Here is a 26,596-nt window from a genome sequence, read left to right on the forward strand (position 1 = left end):
GTTAAGCCCCAAATCAAAAAAATACTGTTTTTCGTCGGGTGGAGTATGTCCATTAGATAGGAAGACATTAATAAGTATGTACTTAATTGAAAAAAGTATGATAAAAAAAATCTTAGTAGCCAATCGCGGTGAAATTGCCGTAAGGGTGATGCGCTCCTGCCGGGAGATGGAGATAACGAGTATCGCTATCTTTTCCGAAGCAGACCGGACCGCGAAGCACGTGCTTTATGCAGACGAAGCTTATTGCGTAGGGCCGGCAGCATCCAAAGAGAGTTATCTGAATATAGAAAAAATCATCGAAGTGGCGAAAGCAGCTCATGCGGACGCCATCCATCCGGGTTACGGCTTCTTGTCCGAGAATGCTACCTTCGCCCGTCGATGTCAGGAAGAAGGAATCATCTTTATCGGACCTAATCCGGAAACAATGGAAGCCATGGGGGATAAAATTGCTGCCCGTATCAAAATGATCGAGGCGGGAGTACCCGTTGTTCCCGGCACACAAGACAATTTGAAAAGTGTGGAAGAAGCCATAGAGCTTTGCAATAAGATCGGATATCCGGTGATGCTGAAAGCTTCTATGGGCGGTGGTGGAAAAGGTATGCGCCTCATCCACAGTGCCGAAGAAGTGGAAGAAGCTTATACCACTGCCAAGAGCGAATCGTTGTCTTCCTTTGGCGACGACACGGTTTATCTGGAGAAGTTCGTTGAAGAGCCTCATCACATCGAGTTCCAGATTCTTGGTGACAAACATGGAAATGTCATTCATCTGTGCGAACGCGAATGTTCCGTGCAACGCCGTAACCAGAAAATCGTAGAGGAGACTCCTTCGGTTTTCGTCACTCCCGAACTGCGGAAAGATATGGGTGAAAAGGCGGTAGCTGCGGCTAAAGCGGTGAACTATATCGGTGCGGGTACTATCGAATTTCTTGTTGACAAACACCGCAACTATTATTTCCTTGAGATGAACACCCGTTTACAGGTGGAGCATCCGATTACGGAAGAAGTGATTGGGGTAGATTTGGTGAAAGAGCAGATTAAAGTTGCCGACGGACAGGTGCTTCAACTGAAACAAGAAAATATTCAGCAACGCGGACACGCTATTGAGTGTCGTATTTGTGCCGAAGATACAGAAATGAATTTCATGCCGAGCCCGGGCATCATCAAACAGATTACAGAGCCGAACAGTATCGGTGTACGTATCGACAGTTATGTGTACGAGGGATATGAAATTCCAATCTACTACGACCCGATGATCGGTAAACTGATTGTATGGGCTACCAACCGCGAATACGCTATCGAGCGGATGCGCCGCGTACTCCACGAATATAAGTTGACCGGTGTGAAAAACAATATCAGCTATCTGCGTGCCATCATGGACACTCCCGATTTCGTGGAAGGTCACTATGACACAGGATTCATTGCCAAGAATGGCGAACACTTGAAACAATGTATCATGCGCACCAGCGAACGTGCTGAAAACATTGCCATGATTGCCGCATACATAGACTACCTGATGAATCTCGAAGAGAACAAAGGTGATGCAACGGATAACCGTCCTATCAGTAAATGGAAGGAATTCGGGTTGCACAAAGGTGTATTAAGAATCTAAATTATAACGCAGAGAATTCGATTATGGAAATTCATATAGGAGACCGTGTGGCCGAAATAGAATTGGTCAGCAAAGAAGATAACAAAGTGGTACTCACCATTGACGGGAAGCCTTTCGAGGCTGATGTTGTGATGGCGGAAAACGGGACCTGCAACATTCTGATGGATGGCCGCAGTGCAAATGCCCAATTAATTCGACGTGAAAACGGGAAAAGCTATAAAGTAAACACTCATTATAGCAGTTTTAATGTCGAAATCGTAGACAGTCAAGCAAAATACCTGCGTATGCGCAAGAAAGGGGAAGCAGAACAAAACGACAGTATCATTTCCCCAATGCCGGGCAAAGTAGTAAAAATCCCCGTAACAGTAGGTCAGGAAATGAAAGCTGGAGATACGGTTATCGTTATCGAAGCCATGAAGATGCAGAGCAACTACAAGGTAACTTCCGACTGCCGCATCAAAGAAATACTGGTCCGGGAAGGAGATAACATCACCGGTGACCAGACATTAATAACTCTTGAAACAATCGATTAAAAAATGGAAGAAAAAAATAAAGCATACGCCACGTTTGAAGAACGTGACCGCATCGCTTCACTCGGTGGAGGCGCTGCCAAAATAGAGAAACAACACGAAAGCGGGAAGATGACTGCCCGCGAACGTATCGATATGCTGTTGGACAAAGGTACATTTGTGGAACTGGACAAACTGATGGTTCATCGTTGCACCAACTACGGCATGGACAAGAATAAAATTCCGGGAGACGGTATCGTGTCAGGTTATGGAAAGATAGACGGACGTCAGGTGTTCGTTTATGCCTATGACTTCACCGTTTACGGCGGTTCTCTATCGGCTTCCAACGCAAAAAAAATTGTAAAAGTCCAACAACTTGCCTTGAAGAACGGCGCTCCGATTATCGCCCTGAACGATTCAGGCGGCGCACGTATCCAGGAAGGCATCGAGAGCCTTTCCGGTTATGCGGACATCTTCTATCAGAACACGATGGCGAGCGGTGTGATTCCGCAGATTTCAGCTATTCTCGGTCCTTGTGCCGGAGGCGCCTGCTACTCTCCTGCCCTTACCGACTTTATATTTATGGTAAAAGAACAAAGCCATATGTTCGTGACCGGTCCCGATGTTGTGAAAACCGTCATTCATGAGGAAGTGAGCAAAGAAGAACTAGGTGGTGCTATGGCACATAGCAGTAAGAGCGGTGTTACTCATTTCATGTGCAACACGGAAGAAGAGCTACTGATGAGCATACGTGAGCTGCTTTCGTTCTTGCCTCAGAACAATATGGACGAGACCAGAAAACAGAACTGTACAGATGAAATAAATCATGAAGACACCACTTTGGATACCATTGTCCCCACAGATCCGAATGTTCCGTATGATATGAAAGATATTATCGAGCGAGTGGTAGACAACGGTTATTTCTTTGAAGTCATGCCGAACTTCGCCAAAAATATCATTATCGGTTTTGCTCGTCTGGCAGGACGTTCGGTAGGCATTGTCGCCAACCAACCCGCCTACCTTGCCGGAGTACTTGATATTGACGCCAGTGACAAAGCAAGTCGCTTCATCCGTTTCTGCGATTGTTTCAATATCCCATTGATTACCTTTGAAGATGTTCCGGGATTCCTTCCGGGATATACACAGGAAAATAACGGCATTATCCGTCACGGAGCAAAAATCGTTTATGCATTTGCGGAAGCTACCGTTCCCAAACTCACCGTCATTACCCGCAAAGCCTACGGTGGCGCTTACATCGTCATGAACTCCAAGCAGACAGGAGCCGATGTAAACTTCGCTTATCCAAGTGCCGAAATCGCAGTGATGGGAGCAGACGGTGCCATCAATATCTTGTTCCGTAAGGCTGACGAAGCAACGAAAGCTAAAGAGCTGGAAGCTTACAAAGAAAAATTCGCAACTCCTTATCAAGCTGCCGAATTGGGATATATTGACGAAATTATTTATCCGAGGCAGACTCGTAAACGTCTGATTCAGGCACTGGAGATGACAGAAAATAAGATGCAGACAAATCCGCCTAAAAAACACGGTAATATGCCCTTATAACAACTAGATAAGGTGCTGTGCAAGGCAGCACCAGCCCAACGGACTTACGGAATATCCTACTATCATATCAGGACTTTCGTAAGTCCGTTTTTTATTCCCGAAAGGTTCTTTCCGACCAATACCAAAAAACGGCACCTCGATTCACATCGCAGCACCGTCACAACACAAACACAAAATAAAACACGACAAAACTACTATGCAATCTTCCTGTTATGCCGGGGAGGCATATCTTGCTTGACTTATCTATATTCGCATACCCATAAGAAGCTTTATCAGGCGATTTGCATTATTATAACAAACAGTTATATGTTTTGTTCATGAGAAATCAAAAAAAATAAGGGAACACAACCGGACATTACTAAAAAACGGTACTCCGATTCACATCGCAGCACCGTCACAACACAAACACAAAATAAAACACGACAAAACTACTATGCAATCTTCCTGTTATGCCGGGGAGGCATATCTTGCTTGACTTATCTATATTCGCATACCCATAAGAAGCTTTATCAGGTGATTTGCATTATTAAAACAAGCAGTTATATGTTTTGTTCATAAAAAACAGACTCTTCTACTTATTTTTTCTCTTTATGATCCTTTAAAAAGCCCTCCATCAGCCATTTAGCCAATGCCTGTCGGTTGGAATTTATCACTAACCGGCGTTGATCGAAAGTATTTTGAATATTGCCCAACTCCACAAAGACAGAAACGGGAGTGGTACGGGAAAGCACATACAGATTACGACCACTCACAGTGCCGGAAAAGCCTCGGTTGGGCTGATGCTTATCATATTTCGATTCAAATGTATCTTTCATATTATTCGCCAACCGTTTGCTATGCGCTTTCTTGTTCGAATGATAGAAAAAGACATCAGTTTGCTTTCCCTTGCTTCGACTATCCACATGGATAAAGATAGCCCTGCAATAGGCATAGTTTTTACGGTCTTTCTGATATAAAGCGTTGATCTTATTGCAACGCTGCTGAAGACGTTGTACCTGATTCAATGGAATCGGATCCCCCATACAAGTTTCGCGCTTACTGTTGGACAGATACGATTCATCACGAATTCCATCCTTGGCGTCCTGAATGATAATACGCACGTCAGCACCTTCCTGCATCAGAACACGCGCCAGACGAAGAGCAATATCATATGCATATTCGTCTTCGTGAAGCTCATGCCTTCCTGCCCGTCCGATAGCTCCGGGATCGGGACCGCCATGTCCGCTGACCACATAGAAACAAGCACCGGCAAGACGATTGGAAGTAACCTTGACATTTGCCAATTCCTTACCGAACAAAGGCTCGTTAATAGTAGTTCCCAAATTTGTGTTTTTTGATTTCTCTTTGGGAGGAATAATATAACTCACCCCTACTTTAAGTACATTCTTTTTCCCCAGTTTCTTTTTATTCAGCTCTATAAAATCATCCATATATTTTTTTGGAGAACGGTTATGTCTCAATAGAAAAGCAGAGATACCCTCACCCGCCTTCGGAGTCGCTTTCTGCTGCGCCCAAAGTGCTGTTCCTGAGAAAAGAAAAGCTAAGAATAAAAGAATATAGAGTTTATTTTTCATATCTGCACAATTATCTCCTTCATGTGACTATCATTTCACTCATAAACAGGACAAAAATACAATTATTTTCCCTACTTTTGCGCCATTAAAACATTTTTTGGAATAAATCACTAAAACCCGATAACATTATGGCAAAACAATTCAAGCCCGAAACCCTGTGCGTACAGGCAGGGTGGACGCCTAAAAAGGGCGAACCACGCGTATTGCCCATCTATCAAAGTACAACTTTCAAATATGATACCAGCGAACAAATGGCCCGCCTTTTCGATTTGGAAGATAGCGGTTACTTTTATACACGACTGCAGAATCCGACAAATGACGCTGTTGCCGCCAAGATTGCCGCTCTCGAAGGTGGTGTAGCCGCCATGTTGACTTCCAGTGGTCAGGCAGCCAACTTTTACGCCATTTTCAATATTTGCCAGGCCGGAGATCATTTTGTTTGTTCTTCCGCTATTTACGGCGGTACTTTCAACCTGTTCGGCGTGACAATGAAAAAACTAGGCATAGACGTTACCTTCGTCAATCCGGACGCCAGCGAAGAAGAGATTTCCGCAGCCTTCCAGCCAAATACAAAAGCATTGTTCGGTGAAACTATTTCCAATCCTTCTCTCGAAGTGCTGGATATTGAGAAATTCGCCCGTATCGCTCACAGTCACGGAGTACCTTTGATTGTGGATAATACTTTCCCTACCCCCATCAACTGTCGCCCGTTCGAATGGGGTGCCGACATCGTTGTTCACTCCACAACCAAATATATGGACGGACACGCTACCAGCGTAGGCGGTTGTGTAGTTGACAGCGGTAACTTCGACTGGGACGCTCATGCAGATAAATTTCCGGGCCTTTGTACCCCTGACGAATCCTACCACGGACTGACTTATACCAAAGCATTTGGCAAAGGCGCTTATATCACCAAAGCTACCGCACAACTGATGCGTGACTTGGGTAGCATCCAAAGCCCGCAAAATTCATTCTTATTGAATCTGGGACTCGAAACACTACACCTCCGTATGCCACAGCATTGCCGCAATGCGCAGAAAGTAGCCGAATACCTTTCCAAGAACGAGAAAGTGGCTTGGGTCAATTACTGTGGCCTGCCGGATAACAAATATTACGCTTTGGCACAAAAATATATGCCGAACGGTTCTTGTGGAGTAATCTCCTTCGGCCTGAAAGGGGGACGCGATGTTTCCATCAAGTTTATGGATTCACTGGAATTCATTGCTATCGTCACTCACGTTGCCGATGCACGTAGTTGCGTGCTCCATCCTGCAAGCCACACACATCGTCAGTTGTCGGACGAGCAGTTGATGGAAGCAGGTGTACGGCCTGACCTAATTCGTCTATCCGTAGGAATCGAAAACGCAGATGATATCATCGCGGATATTGAACAGGCATTGAACGCATAAACATACCTAACAACCTAAAAAAAGAGCAGGTGTCAGAATTAAAACCAGCAATTGCCGGCTTTAATTATTCTGACACCTGCTCTTTTTTGTTACATCAGTCGTAGTATCTGTTACATATTTGTTCCTCCATTTCCCTCTTCTTTTTTACCTTTGTCACCAGTCAACTAATAAATAACACTTTGAATAAAGACATGAGAAACATTGTAAAGAAAACCACTTTGGTAAGTAGTTTAGTCCTCGCACTATCAGCAAACTCCATGTATGCCCAATCTTTCGAATGGATCAGCAGTACGGAAGGTAACACCTGGCAAAAATCGAAAGCCAAGCTACAAACGAATGCCGCACAAACTCCCATATTGGATGTCAGCGGTTCGGAAGAAGGGACTGTTTTCAAAGCTTGGGGAACTTGCTTCAACGAATTAGGATGGGATGCACTCAATATGCTTCCCCGTAAGGAACAGGAAACGATTCTTCACAAACTCTTCTCTCCCAAAGGAGAGCTGAGGTTCACAATGGGACGCTTTTCCATGAATGCCAACGACTATGCACGTGACTGGTACAGCTGTGACGAAGTGCCCGGTGATTTCCAATTAAAATACTTCAATATCAACCGTGACAAAACAACTTTGATTCCTTTTATCAAAGCCGCCCAACAGTATAATCCCAACATGACTTTCTGGATGTCCCCATGGTCACCCCCTTCATGGATGAAAATCAATCATTACTATTCGGTACGCAGTGACCGTAATCAAAATCAAATGTCTCCCTTGTCGGATGTAGCCCTCTTTGAAGGCAGTAAAGAGAAAAACACGAAGGTTTTCCCGCAACAGCTAGCCGTGAATGATTATTTTATCCAAGACCCACGTTACCTGCAAACCTACGCCAATTACTTTTGCAAATTCATCGATGCTTACAAGCAACAAGGCATTGCCATTTCAATGGTGATGTTCCAAAATGAATCATGGAGCTACACCAACTATCCGGGTTGTGCATGGACGGCAGAAGGTATCATCCGTTTCAACACAGAATATCTCGCTCCTACCCTAAAGAAACAACATCCGGAAATTAAATTATACTTAGGAACAATCAACACCAACCGCTACGATGTTATCGATCAGGTCCTTTCTGATCCACGTATGCCGGAAACGATACAAGGCGTCGGTTTCCAATGGGAAGGCGGACAGATCTTACCGAAACTCCGTGCCAAATATCCGCAATATAAATATGTACAAACAGAAAGTGAATGCGGATGGGGCTCTTTTGATTGGAAAGCAGCCGAGCATACCTTCGGATTGATGAATCACTATCTGGGTAATGGTTGCGAAGAATATACTTTTTGGAACGCTATATTGTATGATGGTGGTTTCAGCGGATGGGGATGGAAACAAAACGCGTTAATCCATGTAGATTCAAAAGCAGGAACGGCAACCTATACTCCTGAGTATTATGCAGTACAACATTACAGCCATTACATAACGCCCGGTTCAAAAATCTTAGCTTATAAAACCGGCAAAGAAGACAAAACTCCGGTACTTGTCGTTATGACTCCTCAAAAGAAACAAGTGGTTATAACCGGAAATTTCAACGAAAAAGCGAAAGATATAACCGTTAAATTAGGAAACCGCTATTTAAATATCACTTTACAACCTCATTCACTGAATACTTTCGTAGAAAAATAGAAAAAGAGAATAAAAAAAATACTCACTGCAATGAGATTCCCTCTCATCACAGTGAGTATACTTAAGACTTTAGAATAACAACCTCCTTACATCCGGCCTCCCCCCAACGCCTGATACAAAGTAATCATACCCTGGATTTCGGTAAAGCGATTGGCTACTTGAGACAATTGTGCATTAAGCAACGTTTGTTGTGCAGTCAATACCTCCAGATAAGTGGTGTTGCCATGCTTCATCAAAAGACTTGTGCTCTTCGCGGCCGTCTGTAAGGAAGCTACTTGCTTATCATAGAAAACAGCCTTCTCACGAGCCGTCTGATACTGTACCAATGCTTCGTTCACCTCCACGCCCGCATTCAGTAAAGTCTGTTCAAAACTAAGGCGTGCTTCTTCCTGTTGTGCTTTCGCAATCTTGAGTTGTGCGATATTCAGTCCTTTATTAAACAAAGGCTGAGTCAGGGATGCTAAAGCAGAAGCAAGGAATTGCCCCGGATTGATAATCATGCTACCGGCACTGTTTGTCCACCCGGCACTACCACTCAAAGTGATGGAGGGATAGAAAGCAGCACGAGCTGCATTCGTTGTGTAGAAAGCCTGAGCCAATGAAAATTCCGCACTACGAACATCGGGGCGATTGGCAAGCATTTGCAAAGGAACACCTACTGAGAAGTTCTCCGGCAACCGCTGATTTCCCAGTTTTCCACGCTGAATCGCGTGAGGAGTTTCCGCCAATAACAACGCCAACGAGTTCTCAGCTTGATTGATCTGCTCTTTCAGATCAAGCACAGTCGTACATATATTATAATAGGTAGCCTCTGTCTGCGCCAACCCGGCTTCAGTCACCATACCGGCATTTTTCATGGCACGGGTAGTCCTCACACTTTCCTTCCAAGCCGCTTCGGTAGCAACAGCAATCTCATATTGCGAATCAAGCATTAGCAATGTATAATAGGCATTTGCCATAGCAGCCACCAATTGTGTTTTCACGGCCTGCTCATACTCCTTACTCTGTTCGTAGGCAGCTTTCGCACGACGTTTGGCTGTCGTTACCTTTCCAAAGATATCCAACTCCCACGAAGCCGTGACAGGCAAAGAATAGGTCTGTGTGGCTTTCGCACGGTCTAAACTGCTGACAGCCCCTTCGGGCGCCAAAAACAGGGTAGGCAGATAAGACAATTTGGACGTCAAGAGTGAAGCTTCCGCTTCTTTCACACGCAGATGAGCCGTCTGCATATCTGTATTCCGCACCAAAGCCGAATCGATCAAAGTCTGCAAATACGGGTCGGTAAAAACCTCCCTCCACGAGAGGTTACCGAGGTTTGCCGTATCGGCGGCAGCGACTGGCTCACTACCATAAAGTCCCTCCGGAACTTCCGACACCGGTTTGTATTTATTGTAAATACCGCAACTGCTCAGTACCAGTGTTGCTACGGATAATATGATGATTTTTCTCATACTTTACTTTTCTATTTGAGTTATTTATCTTCGTTAAACACACTGCGTTCCGCCAAGCTTCTTTCCTTCTCCAATTCTACTTGTTGATCCGCCTCCTCATACATCGGCTTACGGATTTTTTCCTGCAAGAACTCAAATGCAATGTAAAATACCGGGACTACAAACAATAATGCCAATGTACCCACAGCCATACCTCCTACGACACCTGTACCCAATGATGAATTACCGTTAGCACCTGCACCGGAGGAGAACATCAACGGCAACATACCGAAAATCATCGTAAGAACTGTCATCAAGATAGGTCGCAAACGAGCTTGCGCCGCACTGTAGGCCGACTCGATAATTCCCATCCCTTTACGACGCCGTTCGATTGCGTACTCTGTAATCAGAATAGCCGTCTTCGCTAACAAACCGATCAACATAATCACACCCGTCTGGAGATAAATATTATTCTCCAAACCGAAAATCTTGGCAAAGAGGAAAGATCCCATCAAGCCGAACGGTACGGAAAAGATAACGGCAAACGGTATCAGAAAGCTTTCATACAAACAAGCCAGAATAAGAAAGATCAAAACAATACAAATACCATACACAAAAAGCGTTTTTGCACCGCCACTGCCGGCCTCTTCACGCGCCATTCCTCCATACTCGTATCCGTATCCCATAGGCAAGGTCTGTTCGGCAACCTCATTAATGGCTTTCTGGACCTCACCGGATGAGTATCCGGCAGCCGGATTCACGTTGGCTGTAATACTGCTATACAGGTTGAAGCGATTGGCAACTTCCGCTCCCATTACCTTCTTGATCGTCACAAACTGGCTGACAGGAGCCATTTCGGTACCATTACGGACATACATATTCTTGAGTGCGTGCTCATCCAAGCGATACTCCGGTGAAGCCTGCATCATAACACGATATACCTTACCGAACTGGTTATAGTTGGATATGTAAGCACCACCACAGTAACTACCCAGTGCATCCAATATCGTAGAGGGCGAAATACCTGCCCGCTTACACTTCGCCGGATCTACTTCTACCGACAGTTGGGGGAAGTTCATGGCGTAGGAAGTATATGCCATTGCCACTTCCGGACGCTGGTTCAACGCACCGAGGAACTTCATCGCATTGTTATAGAATGTAGTCATATCCCCACCAGTCTTATCCTGAAGGTTCAGCTCGATAGAGTTACCCATACCGTAGCCTGGAATCATACCCGGCTGGAAGCAGAAAATCTGTGCTTCTTTAATCATATAGAATTGTCCGTTCAGACGTGTCATCACCGCATCAGCCGTGTGTTCGCTGCCCTTACGTTCGCTCCAGTCCTTCAGACGGATAATAACCGTACCGTACGAAACACCCTGTCCGGCAATCAGTCCGTAGCCGGCGACAGTAGTATATTGTTTTACCTCCGGAGTGCTCTTTATCACAGCTTCTACTTTATCGATTACTTTGTTGGTCTCTTCCAGCGTACTACCCGGTGCCACACTGACATTCACCATCATAACTCCCTGATCTTCCTGAGGAACCAGACCGGTTTTGGTTGTTGACATCAGATAAACGAGCAAAGCTATACAGCAAACCAAAGAAGTCCACACCATCCAACGGTGGTGGATAAAGAACATCACTCCTTTCTTATATTTACCCAGCATAGCATTGTAAGAAGCATTATAAGCGGCACGCACACGTCCGTTGATACTTTTCGCGCTCTTAGTGCCCGAAGCCGGACGCATCATCATAGCGCACAATGCCGGACAAAGAGTCAAGGCGCAAATACAGGACAAGCCAACGGAAGTTGCCATAGTGATACCGAACTGCGTATAGAAGATACCGGAAGTACCGCCCATAAAAGTAACAGGGATAAATACCGCCATAAATACACACGTACAAGAGATTACCGCCATCGTCACATCACTTAACGCATCTTTGGTGGCGAGATAAGGAGATGTGTAGCCGGAATCAAACTTTGCCTGCACTGCCTCTACCACTACAATAGCGTCATCAACTACCGTACCGATGGCAAGCACCAGAGCGAAAAGCGTAAGAATGTTGATACTGAATCCGGCTGCCGTCAGACAGGCGAACGTACCGACCAAAGAGACAATGATGGAAATAGACGGTATCAGCGTGCTTTTGAAATCCTGCAAGAAGAAGTAAACCACAAGGATAACCAAGATGATAGCGATGACCAATGTCTCCACCACATTGTGAATAGAAGCGAACAGGAAGTCGTTAGAACTCATCATCGAAAGAAATTCCGTACCCGCAGGCAGGTCTTTCGACATTTCATTCAGTTTGTCCGTTATGGCTTCGTTTACCGAAGTAGCATTTGCTCCCGCCACCTGGAAGGCCATAAACGTCACGCCCGGATGTCCGTTTGTCTTACCATGAAAGCTGTAAGACAACGCTCCCAATTCCACCTCGGCCACATCTTTCAAGCGAAGTGTAGAACCATCATCCTCTGCACGCAACACAGTGTTCTGAAATTCTTCCACACTCTTCAGACGACCGCGATATTTCATAGTGAACTGGAAAACATTTTTAGAATCCGCACCTAAAGAACCGGTAGGAGCCTCAAGGTTCTGCTCACCCAGTATTGCCGTCACATCCGACGGAACCAATCCGTATTGTGCCATCAATTCCGGTTTCAGCCAGATACGCATACTATAAGTATCTCCCAACTCCATCACGTCACCGACTCCCTCGATACGTTTAATTTCCGGAATAACGTTAATATCCAGATAATTGGCAAGGAAAGTCTCATCGTAACGGTCGTCCGTACTTACCAATGAATTAATCTGCAAGAAGCTGGTCTGCCGTTTACTCGTCGTTACACCGATCTTGGTAACTTCGGCAGGCAACAGCCCTTGGGCCTTCGATACACGGTTTTGCACGTTGACCGCAGCCATATCCGGATCTGTTCCCTGCTTGAAATAGACTTGGATAGTGGCAGTACCAGAATTGGTCGCATTAGAAGTGATATACATCATATTTTCAACACCATTGATACTCTCCTCCAATGGCATAATCACACTATTCATCACCGCATCAGCGTCTGCCCCCGTATAAGTGGCGGACACCATCACCGTAGGCGGTGCTATATCGGGATATTGCTCCACCGGCAAGGTGAAAAGCGAAATAAATCCGACAATCATAATCAACACGGAAATGGACATAGCCATCACCGGTCGCTTTATAAATACATTTCCTTTCATTTTTTGTATCTTACAGCTTTATTTTACTTGCGTTCCCTCTCTAAGCAGTCCGGCACCTTGTGACACAATCTCGTCCCCGACTTTCAACCCGTCCAGAACGATGTACTCGCGTCCGTCATTGATGGCAGCTACAGTAATCAACATTGAAGTCGCTTTTCCGTCCACAACTTTATATACGGAAATCTTATCCTGCATTGCCACCGTAGCTTCCTGAGGAATAACAATAACACCTTTGTAGGAGTTGGGAACCAGGACACTGCCCGAAGCGCCACTGTGCAAAATACCCGAAGCATTAGGGAACACTGCACGGACACCTACCGTTCCTGTCTGACGGTTGATCACACCGCTGATAGACTCCACACGTCCTTTCTCGCCATACACCGAACCGTCAATCAGTTTTAATTCTACTTCCGGCATATTCTTCAATGCTTCGTCCATGTTTTTATACTGATTAATCAAAGAAAGCAATTCATTTTCGGTCAGAGAAAAGTAAACGTACATATCCGAATTGTCGGAAACCGTAGTCAAAGCCTGTGGAATGCTTGGTCCTACCAATGCTCCGACACGGTAAGGCAACATAGCTATCACACCGTCGCTGGGACTCTTCACTACCGTATATGAAAGGTTATTGCGGGCGTTTACTTCCTGTGCTTTCGCCTGTGCCAGCTGTGCTTTGGCTGCCAGAAGAGAATTCTTTGCCGTGCTCAGATCGAATGCGGAAACCACATTCTCCTTATACAGTTCCTCTTTGCTTTCATAAGTAAGCTGTGCCGTAGCAAGAGCAGCTTCAGCAGACTTCACATTTGCCACCGCCGTCTGCAATGCGGCTTCGTAGGGCACCTGGTCGATAATGAACAATGTCTGTCCGTTTTTTACACGTTGTCCTTCCGTCACACATACTTTTGTCAGCGTTCCGCTCACCTGCGGATAAATATCAATATCCTGGCGTCCACGAATTGTCGCCGAATATGTGCTCAGAATCATACGGTCCGCCGGAGCGACGGTCATAACTTCATATCCTGTTTCCATTTGTGCAGGTGGAGCTTGCTTACATCCCGTAGCAGCAACCAGACAGCAGAGCAATAACAGCCCTTGCTTAACTTTACTAATCTTTCTACTCATTATGTTACCTATTAAATTTTTGAACGCGGCAAAGATAGGCTCTTTTTAGTATAGAAAACTGGTCATACTGTTTTGAGTTTTGTTCATTTTCGGAATATAAAAGCTAATATTTAGTAAAATAGTCCTATTTTTGTCCGCGAAAAGAGAAATGTATATGAAAGAAAAAAACTCCAGCCTTGCTATACTCCGCGAACCTTTTATTGCCGGGACCGACGAAAATCTGTCTCCGGTCATGCATCATTTATGGAAGTTGGAAGGAGGTGCCATTTACTTCTGCCGTAAGGGATGGGCACACGCCACAATCGATTTGAAGGATTATGAAATTGTAGAAAACACACAGGTAGTACTTCTTCCCGGTACCATTATCCGCATCAATGGTTGCAGCAGCGACTTCACCGCTTCGTTTTTCGGATTTCCAAAAGAGATGTTCATGGAAGCCTGCATGCGGTTTGAGCCTATATTTTTCCGGTTCATCAAAGAACAGCCTTGCTACGTTCTCCCCCAAGAAAATACCGGAGCCATCAACGGATTGATACGAGCCACAACAGCGATATATAACGACCGTGAAAACCGTTTCCGGAACCAGATAGCCAGAAACCATCTCCAGTCTTTCATGTTCGACATTTATGATAAATGCTACCGCTATTTCGGCAAGCATAAAATAGAAGGTGGTACCCGACAGGATGAAATCTTCAAAAGTTTCGTATCGCTTGTACACGAGCATTGTGCCTCTCAACGGGAAGTCAGCTTCTATGCCGACAAACTGTGCATTTCTACCAAATATCTGACTGGTATCTGCAAAGCTGTCACTGGTGATTCCGCTAAAAAGATCATTGACGACTTTGCCATTCTGGAGATTAAAGTGTTGCTTCAATCAACCGAACTGACAGTGCAGGAAATTGCCGACCGACTCCATTTCCCTGACCAATCATATTTAGGCAGATATTTCAAAAGGCACGAAGGAATGTCACCAAAGGAATATCAGAACAAATACTCGATGAAAACAAATTAGAGTAAAAGCAATCAAAAACAGAAGTACTACAACCACTACTATATTGTACAACTGCCGGAACAGTCAAGTACAAGAGTGTATGCACTCAAGTACAAGACCGTACCGGCAGATGTACATCTTTCCTGTTTTTCTTCTATACGGAAATCAATCTGAAAAGCTTTTATCGCTTAAAACCTCAACTTTATACCGGCATTCATGACAAACCCGTCAAGCGGTGCATAAATATCACGAAAATCAGGGTTGGATATACTACCCGTATAAATAGTATCAAAACGGGTTTGCCGCCTGTCCGTAAAGTTTTCAAAGTTGGCATATAAAGAAAGCTTTTCCCAAATCTTCTCTATCATGAAGCCACACACAACGTATGATTTGCCTTTCAGACCATCACCTAGTTTCTGCGGACTGAAATAATAGGCTTCCAATCCTATTTTCCATTGGTCTTCTACTTCATACATCAAGATACTGTTCAACCGATGTTTGGGAGTCAATATGTTTTCATATTTTATAGCATTCTCTTTTGTTTCGATATCTGTATAGGTATAGCCCAGATATAAATGAAAATCTTTATATCCTATTTTTACATTCGTCTCTCCCCCTTTACTGTCTGTATGACCTTTGATATTATTAAGCTGATACATTCCTCCCGTTGCAGGTTGCAGCAAAAGAGGACTATCAAGATAAGTATAAAAGAATAACTGATTGACGCTGAAAGTTACATTACCTCCGCCAAACGAAGTGACATAATTAAAATCCCAATTCAAACCATAACTTCTTTCCAATTTATTCTTGTCTTTATCAATGGGAAGCACATCCCGGTATTGCCTTTTCTCGCTATCTTCCGTGAAAACCGTAGGTGCCTTATAACCGAAACCGCCACCAAGCCGGGAAGAGAACTTGTCCGTTATCTTAAAATGAGCAGAAATACGCGGAAGCACAGCTACCCCATAATCGGCAACATAATCGGTCCGCAAACCGGTTTCAAGATTCAACCAATTTGTCAAATTCCAATTGTTCTGAACAAACACTCCGGCAATTGTCTGATTATAGTCTCTCAACTGAAAATCAGACCGTTTCTTTTCATCAAATTTATCTGTCCACAGATTTAATCCGGCTACCCATTCCGTTTTTTGTTCCGTATATGTATATGATAATTCACTGAAACTGGATAGTTGGGTACCTTCAAAAGTATAGTTCGGCACTCCTATTTCTCTTTTGAAATAGGTCACGCTATTCTTAAAATCGAGCCTGTGTTTCTCGTTAAAACGGTGTTCCAACGTCAGTTGGGTAGAATGTCTTTGCGTCTTGTTTTCTTCAAAATAAGAATGTACATCATCTCCCTTTCCTTTAATATACTCGATGTCTCCTCCCAAGCGGTTCTCAAACATTGTATTGAGCCCGATACTCATCTCGGTATTTTCCGTCAAATAGAGGAATAACTTAGGATTAAAGACATATCTGTCAAATTGTGGGATAGCCGTAAATCCCGTATTTGACGGATCATAAGCCCAGTTTCTGTTATATGCAGCAAAGATAGTGGTACCCACTTTCTCAAACTTCTGTCCATAAAACCCACTGACATCCAAACCTTTCCCCGATGTTCCATTAAGGTGTAGACTCAGCTCTCTCTTTTCCTCCGGAGTTTTTGAAATAAGGTTCACCAATCCGGCTATTGCCCCACCACCATATAAGGTTGATGTGGAACCTTTGATTATTTCCACTTGTTTCAAGTCGAGAGGAGGAGTCTGCAACAGTCCCAAGCCACTTGCTGCTCCTGCAAAGACCGGAAATCCATCCTTTAAGATCTGGGTGTAACGACCGTCCAATCCTTGTATACGTATAGCGGCATTTCCTGATGTTGCAGATGTCTGCTGGGTGATAATACCTGTACTTTCATTCAATAACATACGAATATCTCCCGGTTTCATGCTCCCCTTTTCATCAAGTTCTTCTCCGGAAATAAATTCGACTCTGGTCGGTATATTTTGAATGGTCCGGGTTCCACGCGTAGATGAAATGATAACTTCTTCCAATGCTTCCTCGTCCTGTTCCAGGAAGATCTCGACAGGAGTATCGGAAGCTAAAGGGAACGTAAAGGATTTTGTTTCCGTCTCATAGCCAAGATAACTGAATTTTATACGCTGAACTCCATCCGGAATATCTTTGATGATAATAGTCCCGTTCGCATCGGAACTTGCTCCGTAAGTTGTCTTCTCCACTATAGCATTTACGCCAACCAACACTTCTTTTGTATCTCCGTCTTTTACAACTGCCTTAAATATGTTTTGTGCTACTACACTTTGTACTGACAACACAAATATTGCCAGCATAACTAATCTTATACTCATTTTCTGTAATTGATAATTTTACGCTATCTATTTATTCCGTACAAATAAATAGATAACAATTCTATGATGAAGTGTGAAACCTCATCTATAAATAATTAATTAATCAAAGAGGGAGAAAAACTCCGTAGTAAAAAGACTTTTACCCCCAAAAAATTATCTCAAAGAGTAATAAGCTTAGGCGGTTGCCAGATGGAAGAAGAAAACTGAGGAATCAGTTTCTCTTTATAAAACGAAAGGAGATTATCATTCAACGGGATTTCCAGAACGAAAGGTAAGTGAAAAAGTCTCGGAACCGGACATCCCGTACAAGTATTGCAATGCAGGAAAGGAGAACAACAATCTGCGCAAGAACATCCATCATCCGAACATGTTTCCTCCATGTTATTTACACACTGAAACAAACATTTATCTTGCAAAAAGCAAGGAGCCGTTGACAACAACAGCACCCATAAAGCCAATATGTGAGATAAATATTTCATATAAATGAGATGTTTTTCTATTCAGGCGCAAAGTTATTGATTTTATAATTCTTAAGCAAATATTATTGTATAAATCTTTTCCTGCATTACATCAGTTATTTCATCGCATTATCCAAATAATTCTGAATCTCGCTGTCCGAAGCACGTGGAGCGTTGGTCGTTATAATCTTGCCCGCTTTATCAAAAAGCATAAAACGAGGGATCCCATTTATTTGATATTCCTTACACAGATCAGACTTCATACCATCAGTAGTTATAAACTGCCTCCATTCCGGTTTATCCGCTTTCAGCTTATTCTTCCATTTGGCAACGTTGTCATCCAACGAAATACTGACAAATTCAATATTCGGATTGCCTGCATAATGTTTCACCAACGCTTCCACATGAGGAATCTCAGCACAACACGGGCCACACCATGTAGCCCACACATCGAGATAAACAACTTTCCCTTTTCCTATCACGTCAGAGAACTTAAGAGGTTTATCATTGACATCCTGCAACGCAAAATCAGGTGCTGTAGTTCCCGGCAGAATCTTTATAATCTTATCATATAGAGATTGTAGTTCCTCTACTTTATCCTGATGGGTCGTAGTATTTTTATAGGCCTCGAATGTAGACTCAAGATAGGCATCCGCTCCATTTTCCATATAGGTGGCCATATAGCTATCAGCCACATAATCAATAATCGCCTGGTCAGAAACTTTATCCTTCAGAACTATAAAGAACTGTTCTCCCGGCGTCATAACCGAATCTGTATGACAAGACAAATACCACTTGATATACATATTTATCAAACCGGCCTTCGCACTTTCCATTGTGTTATAGTCCAGACTTTCAATGTATTCAACAAAGTCCATATCCATATCTGTCGGTTCATTATTGCTCATCTTTGCCCAAGCAAACCGGAAAGGAATTGCCAACTGCTTCTTTTCCAGTTTCTTCTGCTCGTATGCTATGAACTTCTTATCTTTCGTAGCCTCCAATTGTGTTCTCAATTGATCGGCAGTCGCATCAATAGCCGCTTTATATTCCTTAAATGATTGATACTTGCCGGCTTCCCTGACAGTCCACTTTGCCAAACTTCCGAATTCATGGTCAAATGCCCATAAATACTCGGAACTTTTGGTATCCCCGCTGAAAATTACATCGCAACGGCCATAGATAGAATCGGCACTGGCAGTAAGAATAACATGCTGTTTATCACCATTTTTCAGATAAAGACGGACAAATCCCTGTGCATCTTCCGACGTCAGCCATATCTCGGCTCCTTCGGGGAAATCACGGGTGTAAGAGAAAGTGCCGTCCGCATTCATTTGCAAACTATCTTCAATAACATCAGTATCTGTCTTTATCATGCATTCGGTCATCCCTCCCCGATAGTCCTTTATTTCTCCTGTCAGAATAGCCGGAGCCGGTTTGCATGCTCCCATCATTCCTAAGACCAAAGCTACTGAAGCTAATTTATAAATTTTCAGTTTCATCATTACTGTTATTTATTATGTTATTATTCATATTTATTCTGTTCGATCATCCCATTGCTTACCGTTACTTCCGTTGACGGAATAGCCATTGTATAGATATATTTATCACTTTTCGGGGTAAGGGTATATTCTACAGTTTCATCATCAAATATAGGAGAATGAGCACCGGTAGAGCTCAACTTATAGAATCGACGCGTAATAGTCACATCATCATTCGGGTCGTCGTTAAAGTTGCAACGGCGGATATCATGCCACCGCAAAGTAAACGGAAATTCCCGCATACGCTCTTTCAATATTACATCAATCGCCTCATCCTTGTTAGCAGCAGTCAGATTAACGGCGTCAGCCGGTGCTTCACTTGAAATCCGGTAAGGACGGAAATTTGTATTGAGATACGTCAACGCATCACTCCACTGTCCCTGACGAGCCATAGCTTCTGCCTTGATAAGCAGCATTTCCGAGACACAAGGTCCGGAATCGAAATCATCTCCATTATAATAACTGTAACCCGGAGCTTCATCTTCAAAATACTCAACTCCCATCCCCATTATACATAAGGAAATATACTCCTCATAATAAAAATATTTGTAACGCAGGTCATTGTCCGTATCAAAAGCCTCCCGCAATTTGGCACTTGGAATGGCCCATGAATCTGTAAAATGATAACGTCTATAATAAGACTTCTGATTAATTCCCGGTAATAGACCTGTCATATCAAACGTCGATTCGTCATACCATGTAGTCACAGTACGAAGTTCTCCATTACCGTCTTCAAATTCCTCAACCGGTTCAATATCTGTATTATAATCCGCCAATTCACTATCACAAGCTAAAGCCTTTTCTGCAAAGTCTTTGGCTTTGGCATAATCCCCCATAGTCAGATAGAGTCGGGCGGCAAAACCATTGACGGCTGCGCTATTCTCACGCCAGATTTTACGTTCACCACCTTCTATTAATGGTACGGAAAGAGGCAAAGCCTGTGCCAATTCACTCTCTATGAGGTCATACACATCTTTTAAGATTCCACGCGAATAATTTTCATTATATTCTATACTGATATTTATAGGAACTCCCAATTCTTTCAGATTGGCTTCGCAATAAGGCACACAGTAGCAATTGACTAGTTCATAATAGTTATAGGCACGTATAAAATGTGCCCGTTGCGCTAAAGTGGCCCGTTGTGCAGAAGTACCTCCCGTTACTTTATCCAGATAAGCCAGCACGGTATTGGCCATAAAAATATTCTTATAAGCACATAACCAAAGAGAATTGGAAGATTGTATTTCCGCTGTATATTTAGGTTGGAAGCAATTCAATTCCAAAGCCGTATAATCAGCCAAAGCAACCATTCCCATCGCAATATCCATCGGCATTTCATAACAATCGCTCATATAACGTTGAGCGGCATTGCAATCCCATATAGCCGAGCGGTCTATGGGTTCCATCCTTGCGGCAAGCAAAGCCTCCAATTGTTCAAAAGTCTCCAGTTCTATCCCGTCACCTTTCTTAGGCTTCTCATCTAGAAAATCATTACAACTGCTTACAATCAACGTAACCAGCAAAGTCAAACCTATCTTATCTATATATTTCATAATCTATCTTGTTTTAGAATTCTTAATATGCAAATTTCACTCCGATGGTGTAGGTCGGTTGTAAACGAAAACCACCATAGGCATATTCCGGATCTTCATCAGTAGCCTTTATGGTAAACAGATCGTTGCCTTGCAAATAACAAGTCAAACGGCTAATTCCCCACTTTCTCAACAATACCTGGGGCAAAGAGTAAGACAATGTCAATTCTTGCATACGCACATGATTAGCACTCTTTACATTATAATCCATATAGGGAGAAATGCTGGAATAATGGGACAAGTTGATAAACTTATTATCCGGCATCGGCATCACAGTCTCATCTTGCAACTGAGTATATTGGCGGTTAGGAATAGTCACCAACGGATCAGCATAATTAAATCCGGTCTGGCGGAACTTATGCCCAAACTTACCGATCATCGTGAATGACAATGCCCATTCCTTATATTCGAAAGAATGACTCATTCCCACAGTCCACGGAGCCACCGTAGTACCCATATATTTCATAGCTTTTCTGCCATCCGTATTTTCCAAGATGTTATCAATCGGAGATGTGCCGCCTTCGTTATCCACATAAATATTGGGAACTTTATAAGTATTTCCTTCATCATCAGTCCGTTCTCTCAACCCGGCATACTGATATGCCCACAAACCATTGATATCATAACCTTCTATTGGAATAGGATCACGCATCTTATCATGACCAACATAACCCAAATAGAGTTTGTCTACTTTGTTTTTATTATATGCCAGCGTTACATTTCCATCCCAATGTACACCTGCGCCAAAGTCCTGGCTACTGCCCAATTCCATTTCAAGGCCACGATTTGTCACTTCTGCCGCATTCGCTGTAATCTTAGCGTCTACAATATTAAATCCGGGTTTTAGCTGCCCGGAAGCAATAGGGACAGACACATCGGCCATGATGTCTGTTCCTTTCTTGTTATAGACATCTATTTTACCATAGAACTTACCTCCAAACATAGACCAATCGATACCGAAGTTAACCACATGTGTCTGCTCCCAGCTCATTTGCGGATTTCCATAAGAAGAGATACGTGCATATTGTTCCTGTGTAATATCACTGACACCCGCCATCGTAATCAACGGGACCATAGAAGTGGTAGTATTGGCATTACCATTGCATCCATAAGTTATTCTCGGTGTCAAATAATCCAGCCAATGCTGAGATTTCATAAAATCTTCGTGCATCATGTTCCAGCTAAAACCAACCGACCAGAAGGGCGAATAACGATATTTAGGATCATCTGTGATAAAATTGGAAGCATCCGTTCTGAAAGAACCCGAAATCGAATACTTGTCGTCAAAAGTGTAAGCCAGATTTGTAAAAGCCGAAAAGTACCGTTGTAAGCTATATCGGAACATCGACTTTACCGGAATGGAAACTTTTCTTTCATTGAAACAATTCGTCACCACCACTTCCTGGATAGGTCTGGAAGTCAGATAATTATCATCATAGCCATAAATAGGAGCAAAAGTACGGTTATTTATTTTACTCTGGCTCACTTCCACACCTGCTACCGCATTGATTGCATGACGTTCAGCAAAAGTGCGGTTAAAATCCAACTGGTTACGCCAGTTATATGCATCTGTCGCATATTTACCTTCATTCAAAATGCTACCTTTCTCAATGTGTGCCGTAGCTGTCTTCTTCTTTAAATCGAGTGTAGTAAAACGATTCACTACATCGCGTACATAATACGTTTCATCCGTGTATAATTGACGTGAATCTTTTTGCACGTGTTCCAATTGGAATTTAGTACTCACTGACAATCCCTCAAGAATAGTAGCTCTCAATCCTACTTGAAAACGATTGTTCATGGTTTTATTGGACATACTACGCCCATTCACCTCACGAAGCAAATTATAGCTCCAATCGGAATAAGGAAAATCATATTGATTGAGCATATGATTTATACCATCAGCGTATTGCATAATATAGCTCATATCAGTGTAACTGCCATCTTGATTCAATACCATATCGTAAGGTGCAAGCTCTGCAATATCACTGGCCGTTGCACCCGAAGTGTTATTCTTACGATATAAAGCCATAGCAGACACATCCATTTCCAACCACTTCAACAACTTTATATTTCCCCGATAATCGAACTGGAATTTCCGTGAATCAGACCCTTGATAACGGGTAGTATCATAAGCGTAAAGCATGGAAACATAATTGGTCATACGTGCCGTAGCACCAGATAAAGTGACATTATACTGTTGGTAAATAGGACGTTTCAGCAGTTCATCCGAGATTTGCCGCTTATTGTCCAAAGCAGCAAGAGAAGAAAGGCCCGTGTTATATTCGCTTTCGGAGATTTCATTCTTTGAGTACTTATTATACAGTACGGCAGCCTGATTATATCTGTATTGATATGCTCTGGAAAATTCAGGGAATGAAGCCGGTGTGGACGAGGGACTCACCGGATCAGCCAAATATGTGCCGAAAGTCTTCTTCTGATACTCTATACTCTCCGTACTGGACATCATATTACGCAGGTAATCAATATCCACCTTATTTCCGATGCGCAACTGGGCATCCACTTCCACCGTAAGACCTTTGGCTTTGTTTCCTTTCTTCGTCGTGACTACAATCACGCCATTCGAAGCACGAGCTCCCCAGATAGAAGCAGCGGCAGCATCTTTCAAAATCGAGATATTCGCCACATCATTCGGATTGATGGAGGCAAAACCTGTGGAAATAGGAAAACCATCCACGACGATCAGCGGTTCCGCATCGGACTGCAACGTACCGTTACCACGAATTTTGAGGGAAATCTCTCCATCAACAGTTGTAGTAGCCTGCACACCTGCCACTTTACCTACCAGACGGTCGGCAATAGTCACCGAAGGTTTCTCCAACGCTTTTTCTTTAATGATGTCGAACGCACCGGTTGCCCGTTCTTTGGAAATCGTCTGATAACCGGTCACCACTACATCTCCCAACATTTTGGATTCCTCTTTCAGCGTGACATTCATCACATTCCCGCTGACGGCAAGCACCTGCTTTGCCATACCGACGTACGAAAAGACCAACGCTTCGTCAAGAGCCGCCTTAATCTCATAACGACCGTTATAATCCGTTATCACTCCTTTCGCATGATTCCCGTTTTCAACATAAACGGCAGCACCAATCAACGGTTCTCCCGCCTCATCCGTAACGATACCGGTTATCTTTTGTTTGGGTAATGCCTGCTTCTCCGTTCTCACTTTCGTTATCAGTACGTAATCATCCTTCAGCACATACTGTAAACCCGCTGCGGGACAAATCACATCCAACGCTTTTTGTAATGTTACCTTCCGCAAATCCAAACTCAAATGCGGTTTGTTCTCCACAATACCGGACTGGAACATCAATGACACTCCACTCTGTTTTTTCACCTGTTCCAAAGCTTCCCTTACCGAAATGTCACGATTGACAATGGTTATCAGCTTTGCATCATCAAAAACATTTGCCACAGAAGGCAATGCAAATGCAAACAACAATGCTAAAACGACAACCGGAATCCGGATTTGTTCAGATAGCAGAAAACCTCTTTTCTCATTCTTTTGCATACTATTCTATATTGTATAAGTGAAACATATCTATGTGTATTTTCTTATAAGGAAGCTATTTGTGCAGGCTAACAAAAACAACTCCGTCTTCTCTGTCAAACCGAACATCGGAAACTTGCCGGATAATTTCTAACGAGAAGCCCAAAGGTTTATTGCGAAATACAGTTCCGTCAAAATGTAAATCACGAACTTGCGGATCTTTATATACGATTCTCACTCCGTACCACAACTCCAACTGTCTCAGAATCTTGCTCAATGGAGTTTCTGTAAAGTCATATTTACCGGACACCCATGATGTGTAAAGTTCCGTATCCACGCTGGCTATATCAATCACTCCCTTCTCATCATCCACCGTAGCTTGTTCTCCGGGCAACAACAGTCTCCTACGCCCGCCACTTTTCACCTCTACTTTTCCTTTCACCAAAGTAGTAATCATACTCTTCTTGCTATATCCGGAAACATTAAAACTGGTACCCAGTACTTCCACTTCTTTATTATCTACTTTCACCACAAAAGAAGTTCCGTCATGTGTCACATCGAAATAGGCCTCTCCTATCAACTCCACACAACGGTCTCCCTTGAAAGTAACAGGATAGCGAAAGACAGAAGAGGAATTTAACGTAACCTGCGTTCCATCGGAAAGAGTCAGCGTAAAGGTACTCCCTTCGGGAACGGTCACTGTATTGTATTGGGGTACTGATACATTATTAGCAGCTACTTTTTGATAGTTAAGAGAGGTATTACTACCGCTGGCTATTGCCAAACCGTTATCAGAAATAGCCTGCACACTGTCCTTATCCAGCACAATCTGTTGACCGGAACTTAAGGTCAATGTTACCTTATTCTTAGGCAGATCGGGAAAAACCTCCGCCAAAGTTACAGACTTCTCCACAACGGGAGTCTCATCGTAGGAATTGAAATAGAATGCACCTAGTATAACAGCAGTAAGCAGACAAGCGGCAATAACCACCCTGTAAAGACGTTGCCGCAAACGATAAGCTTTTCTTTTACGCTCGATGGCTTGCCAGCCTTTGGACGGATCCGCCTGTCGGTACGTTTCCGCACGCATCTCAGCCTTGTATAATTTCACATAGTTCGAAAAGAAGCGATAATTTTCCTCCGAACCATCCACCCACATCCGAAGTTTCCGGTATTCCGCCTCAGTCAATTCGTGTGTCTTGTACTTACTGCATAATTCTATAAATTCTTCTTCTGATAACATATTTATTCATTCTTTTACAACCATGACGTAAAAGACTGTAAAATGGGTGAGGGAAAAGTGAAAAACTTTAGCCTTTAAAGAGAAAAAAGTGAAAATAGAGTAATAAACTTGCAACTTCTCAAATATTTCAATGCATGAGAAAGATGAGTTTTAACGGTATTGACAGATATCCCCAATTCTGCAGCTACTTCTTTATACTTTTTATTATGTACGACAACTTCCATCAATATTCTATATTCCTGTGGAGAAAGTTGCAGCAAATAATGACGCAACCGTGCAAGTTGCTCTTCCGGCACTTCGTCGTCCGGATTTACATCCATAATATAGACGTGTTCTTCTATCTCCGTAAATACGAAAGACTGATGTTTACGCAGATAATCAATAGAAGCATTACGGATGGAATTAAACAGATATTGCTTCAATTTGCCATTGACTGTACGATAAAGTTTTTTCTCCCAAAAACGCACGAAAAAATCTTGCACAAGATCTTCCGAAACTTCCAAAGAATCCGTAAACTGTACCGAATAAACACAGAGAGGAGTATAGTAGGCATCCACCAATTCTTTAAATGCTTTTTCATCATTTTCCAGTCTGCCTAATATATTGTCGTCTGCTATGAACATGCTACATCTGATTTGTAATGGTCAAAAGTACAAAAAAAACATTTTTAACCTAACATTTGACGGCTTTTAAATACCGCTATCTCTGAAATAAGATGTATTTCAAAAACATACTCAATAAAAATAAAGAGGTGAACACCTCA

At 43.1% G+C, this 26,596-nt stretch carries 16 protein-coding genes; 6 read left to right on the top strand and 10 right to left on the bottom strand.

The features are described 5' to 3' along the window. Positions 1-97: 97 nt before the first annotated feature. Genes accC through GD630_RS19840 form a run of 3 tightly spaced genes read left to right on the top strand, consistent with a single transcriptional unit; the run spans position 98 to position 3,681 of the window. The gene (accC, locus tag GD630_RS19830; protein WP_143865072.1) at positions 98-1,609 is read left to right on the top strand and encodes an acetyl-CoA carboxylase biotin carboxylase subunit; all 1,512 of its coding nucleotides are present in this window, start codon (positions 98-100) and stop codon (positions 1,607-1,609) included. Positions 1,610-1,632: 23 nt separating this feature from the next. Beyond that, on the top strand, positions 1,633-2,142 hold the full coding sequence (locus GD630_RS19835; protein ID WP_143865071.1) for an acetyl-CoA carboxylase biotin carboxyl carrier protein subunit: 510 nt from the start codon (positions 1,633-1,635) through the stop codon (positions 2,140-2,142). 3 nt (positions 2,143-2,145) lie between these two features. After that, positions 2,146-3,681 carry an acyl-CoA carboxylase subunit beta gene (locus tag GD630_RS19840; protein ID WP_143865070.1) on the top strand — a complete coding sequence of 512 codons (1,536 nt, stop codon included), beginning with the start codon at positions 2,146-2,148 and terminating at the stop codon, positions 3,679-3,681. 575 nt (positions 3,682-4,256) lie between these two features. On the opposite strand, the gene GD630_RS19845 is transcribed toward GD630_RS19840, so the two are convergent. Continuing rightward, positions 4,257-5,255, bottom strand: a complete 999-nt coding sequence (locus tag GD630_RS19845; RefSeq protein WP_143865069.1) for an N-acetylmuramoyl-L-alanine amidase family protein — start codon at positions 5,253-5,255, stop codon at positions 4,257-4,259. A 128-nt stretch (positions 5,256-5,383) separates the two neighbouring features. Here GD630_RS19845 and GD630_RS19850 point away from each other — a divergent pair, with 128 nt between their 5' ends. Further along, on the top strand, positions 5,384-6,664 hold the full coding sequence (locus GD630_RS19850; protein ID WP_007766560.1) for an O-acetylhomoserine aminocarboxypropyltransferase/cysteine synthase family protein: 1,281 nt from the start codon (positions 5,384-5,386) through the stop codon (positions 6,662-6,664). 191 nt (positions 6,665-6,855) lie between these two features. After that, the gene (locus tag GD630_RS19855) at positions 6,856-8,343 is read left to right on the top strand and encodes a glycoside hydrolase family 30 protein (protein WP_143865068.1); all 1,488 of its coding nucleotides are present in this window, start codon (positions 6,856-6,858) and stop codon (positions 8,341-8,343) included. An 86-nt stretch (positions 8,344-8,429) separates the two neighbouring features. Here GD630_RS19855 and GD630_RS19860 read toward each other — a convergent pair whose 3' ends face one another. Genes GD630_RS19860 through GD630_RS19870 form a run of 3 tightly spaced genes read right to left on the bottom strand, consistent with a single transcriptional unit; the run spans position 8,430 to position 14,128 of the window. Further along, positions 8,430-9,794 (bottom strand): TolC family protein, encoded by a 1,365-nt coding sequence (locus tag GD630_RS19860; RefSeq protein ID WP_143865067.1) that lies wholly within the window; start codon positions 9,792-9,794, stop codon positions 8,430-8,432. A 20-nt stretch (positions 9,795-9,814) separates the two neighbouring features. Next, a complete protein-coding gene (locus GD630_RS19865; RefSeq protein WP_143865066.1) occupies positions 9,815-13,006 on the bottom strand; it encodes an efflux RND transporter permease subunit in 3,192 nt (1,063 codons plus the stop codon). A gap of 18 nt (positions 13,007-13,024) precedes the next feature. Then, positions 13,025-14,128: an efflux RND transporter periplasmic adaptor subunit gene (locus GD630_RS19870; protein WP_143865065.1), complete on the bottom strand. Its 1,104-nt coding sequence runs from the start codon at positions 14,126-14,128 to the stop codon at positions 13,025-13,027. 154 nt (positions 14,129-14,282) lie between these two features. On the opposite strand from GD630_RS19870, the gene GD630_RS19875 reads away from it, so the two are divergent. Then, the gene (locus GD630_RS19875) at positions 14,283-15,140 is read left to right on the top strand and encodes a helix-turn-helix domain-containing protein (RefSeq protein ID WP_143865064.1); all 858 of its coding nucleotides are present in this window, start codon (positions 14,283-14,285) and stop codon (positions 15,138-15,140) included. 167 nt (positions 15,141-15,307) lie between these two features. Here the strand turns inward: GD630_RS19875 and GD630_RS19880 are convergent, their stop codons facing one another. From GD630_RS19880 to GD630_RS19905, 6 genes are all read right to left on the bottom strand, one after another. Next, positions 15,308-17,485 (bottom strand): TonB-dependent receptor, encoded by a 2,178-nt coding sequence (locus tag GD630_RS19880; RefSeq protein WP_143865063.1) that lies wholly within the window; start codon positions 17,483-17,485, stop codon positions 15,308-15,310. 574 nt (positions 17,486-18,059) lie between these two features. Continuing rightward, complete coding sequence (locus GD630_RS19885; RefSeq protein WP_143865062.1) at positions 18,060-19,448, bottom strand: TlpA family protein disulfide reductase; 1,389 nt, start codon at positions 19,446-19,448, stop codon at positions 18,060-18,062. A gap of 20 nt (positions 19,449-19,468) precedes the next feature. Further along, positions 19,469-21,037 (bottom strand): RagB/SusD family nutrient uptake outer membrane protein, encoded by a 1,569-nt coding sequence (locus GD630_RS19890; RefSeq protein WP_143865061.1) that lies wholly within the window; start codon positions 21,035-21,037, stop codon positions 19,469-19,471. A gap of 22 nt (positions 21,038-21,059) precedes the next feature. Continuing rightward, entirely contained in the window at positions 21,060-24,611 is a 3,552-nt protein-coding gene (locus GD630_RS19895; RefSeq protein ID WP_143865060.1) for a SusC/RagA family TonB-linked outer membrane protein, read from the bottom strand. A gap of 55 nt (positions 24,612-24,666) precedes the next feature. Further along, a complete protein-coding gene (locus GD630_RS19900; protein ID WP_143865059.1) occupies positions 24,667-25,833 on the bottom strand; it encodes a FecR family protein in 1,167 nt (388 codons plus the stop codon). Between the two features lie 74 nt (positions 25,834-25,907). After that, positions 25,908-26,456 carry an RNA polymerase sigma factor gene (locus tag GD630_RS19905; RefSeq protein WP_143865058.1) on the bottom strand — a complete coding sequence of 183 codons (549 nt, stop codon included), beginning with the start codon at positions 26,454-26,456 and terminating at the stop codon, positions 25,908-25,910. Positions 26,457-26,596: the final 140 nt, after the last annotated feature.

It is taken from the genome of Bacteroides zhangwenhongii, assembly GCF_009193325.2.
GTDB lineage: Bacteria > Bacteroidota > Bacteroidia > Bacteroidales > Bacteroidaceae > Bacteroides > Bacteroides zhangwenhongii.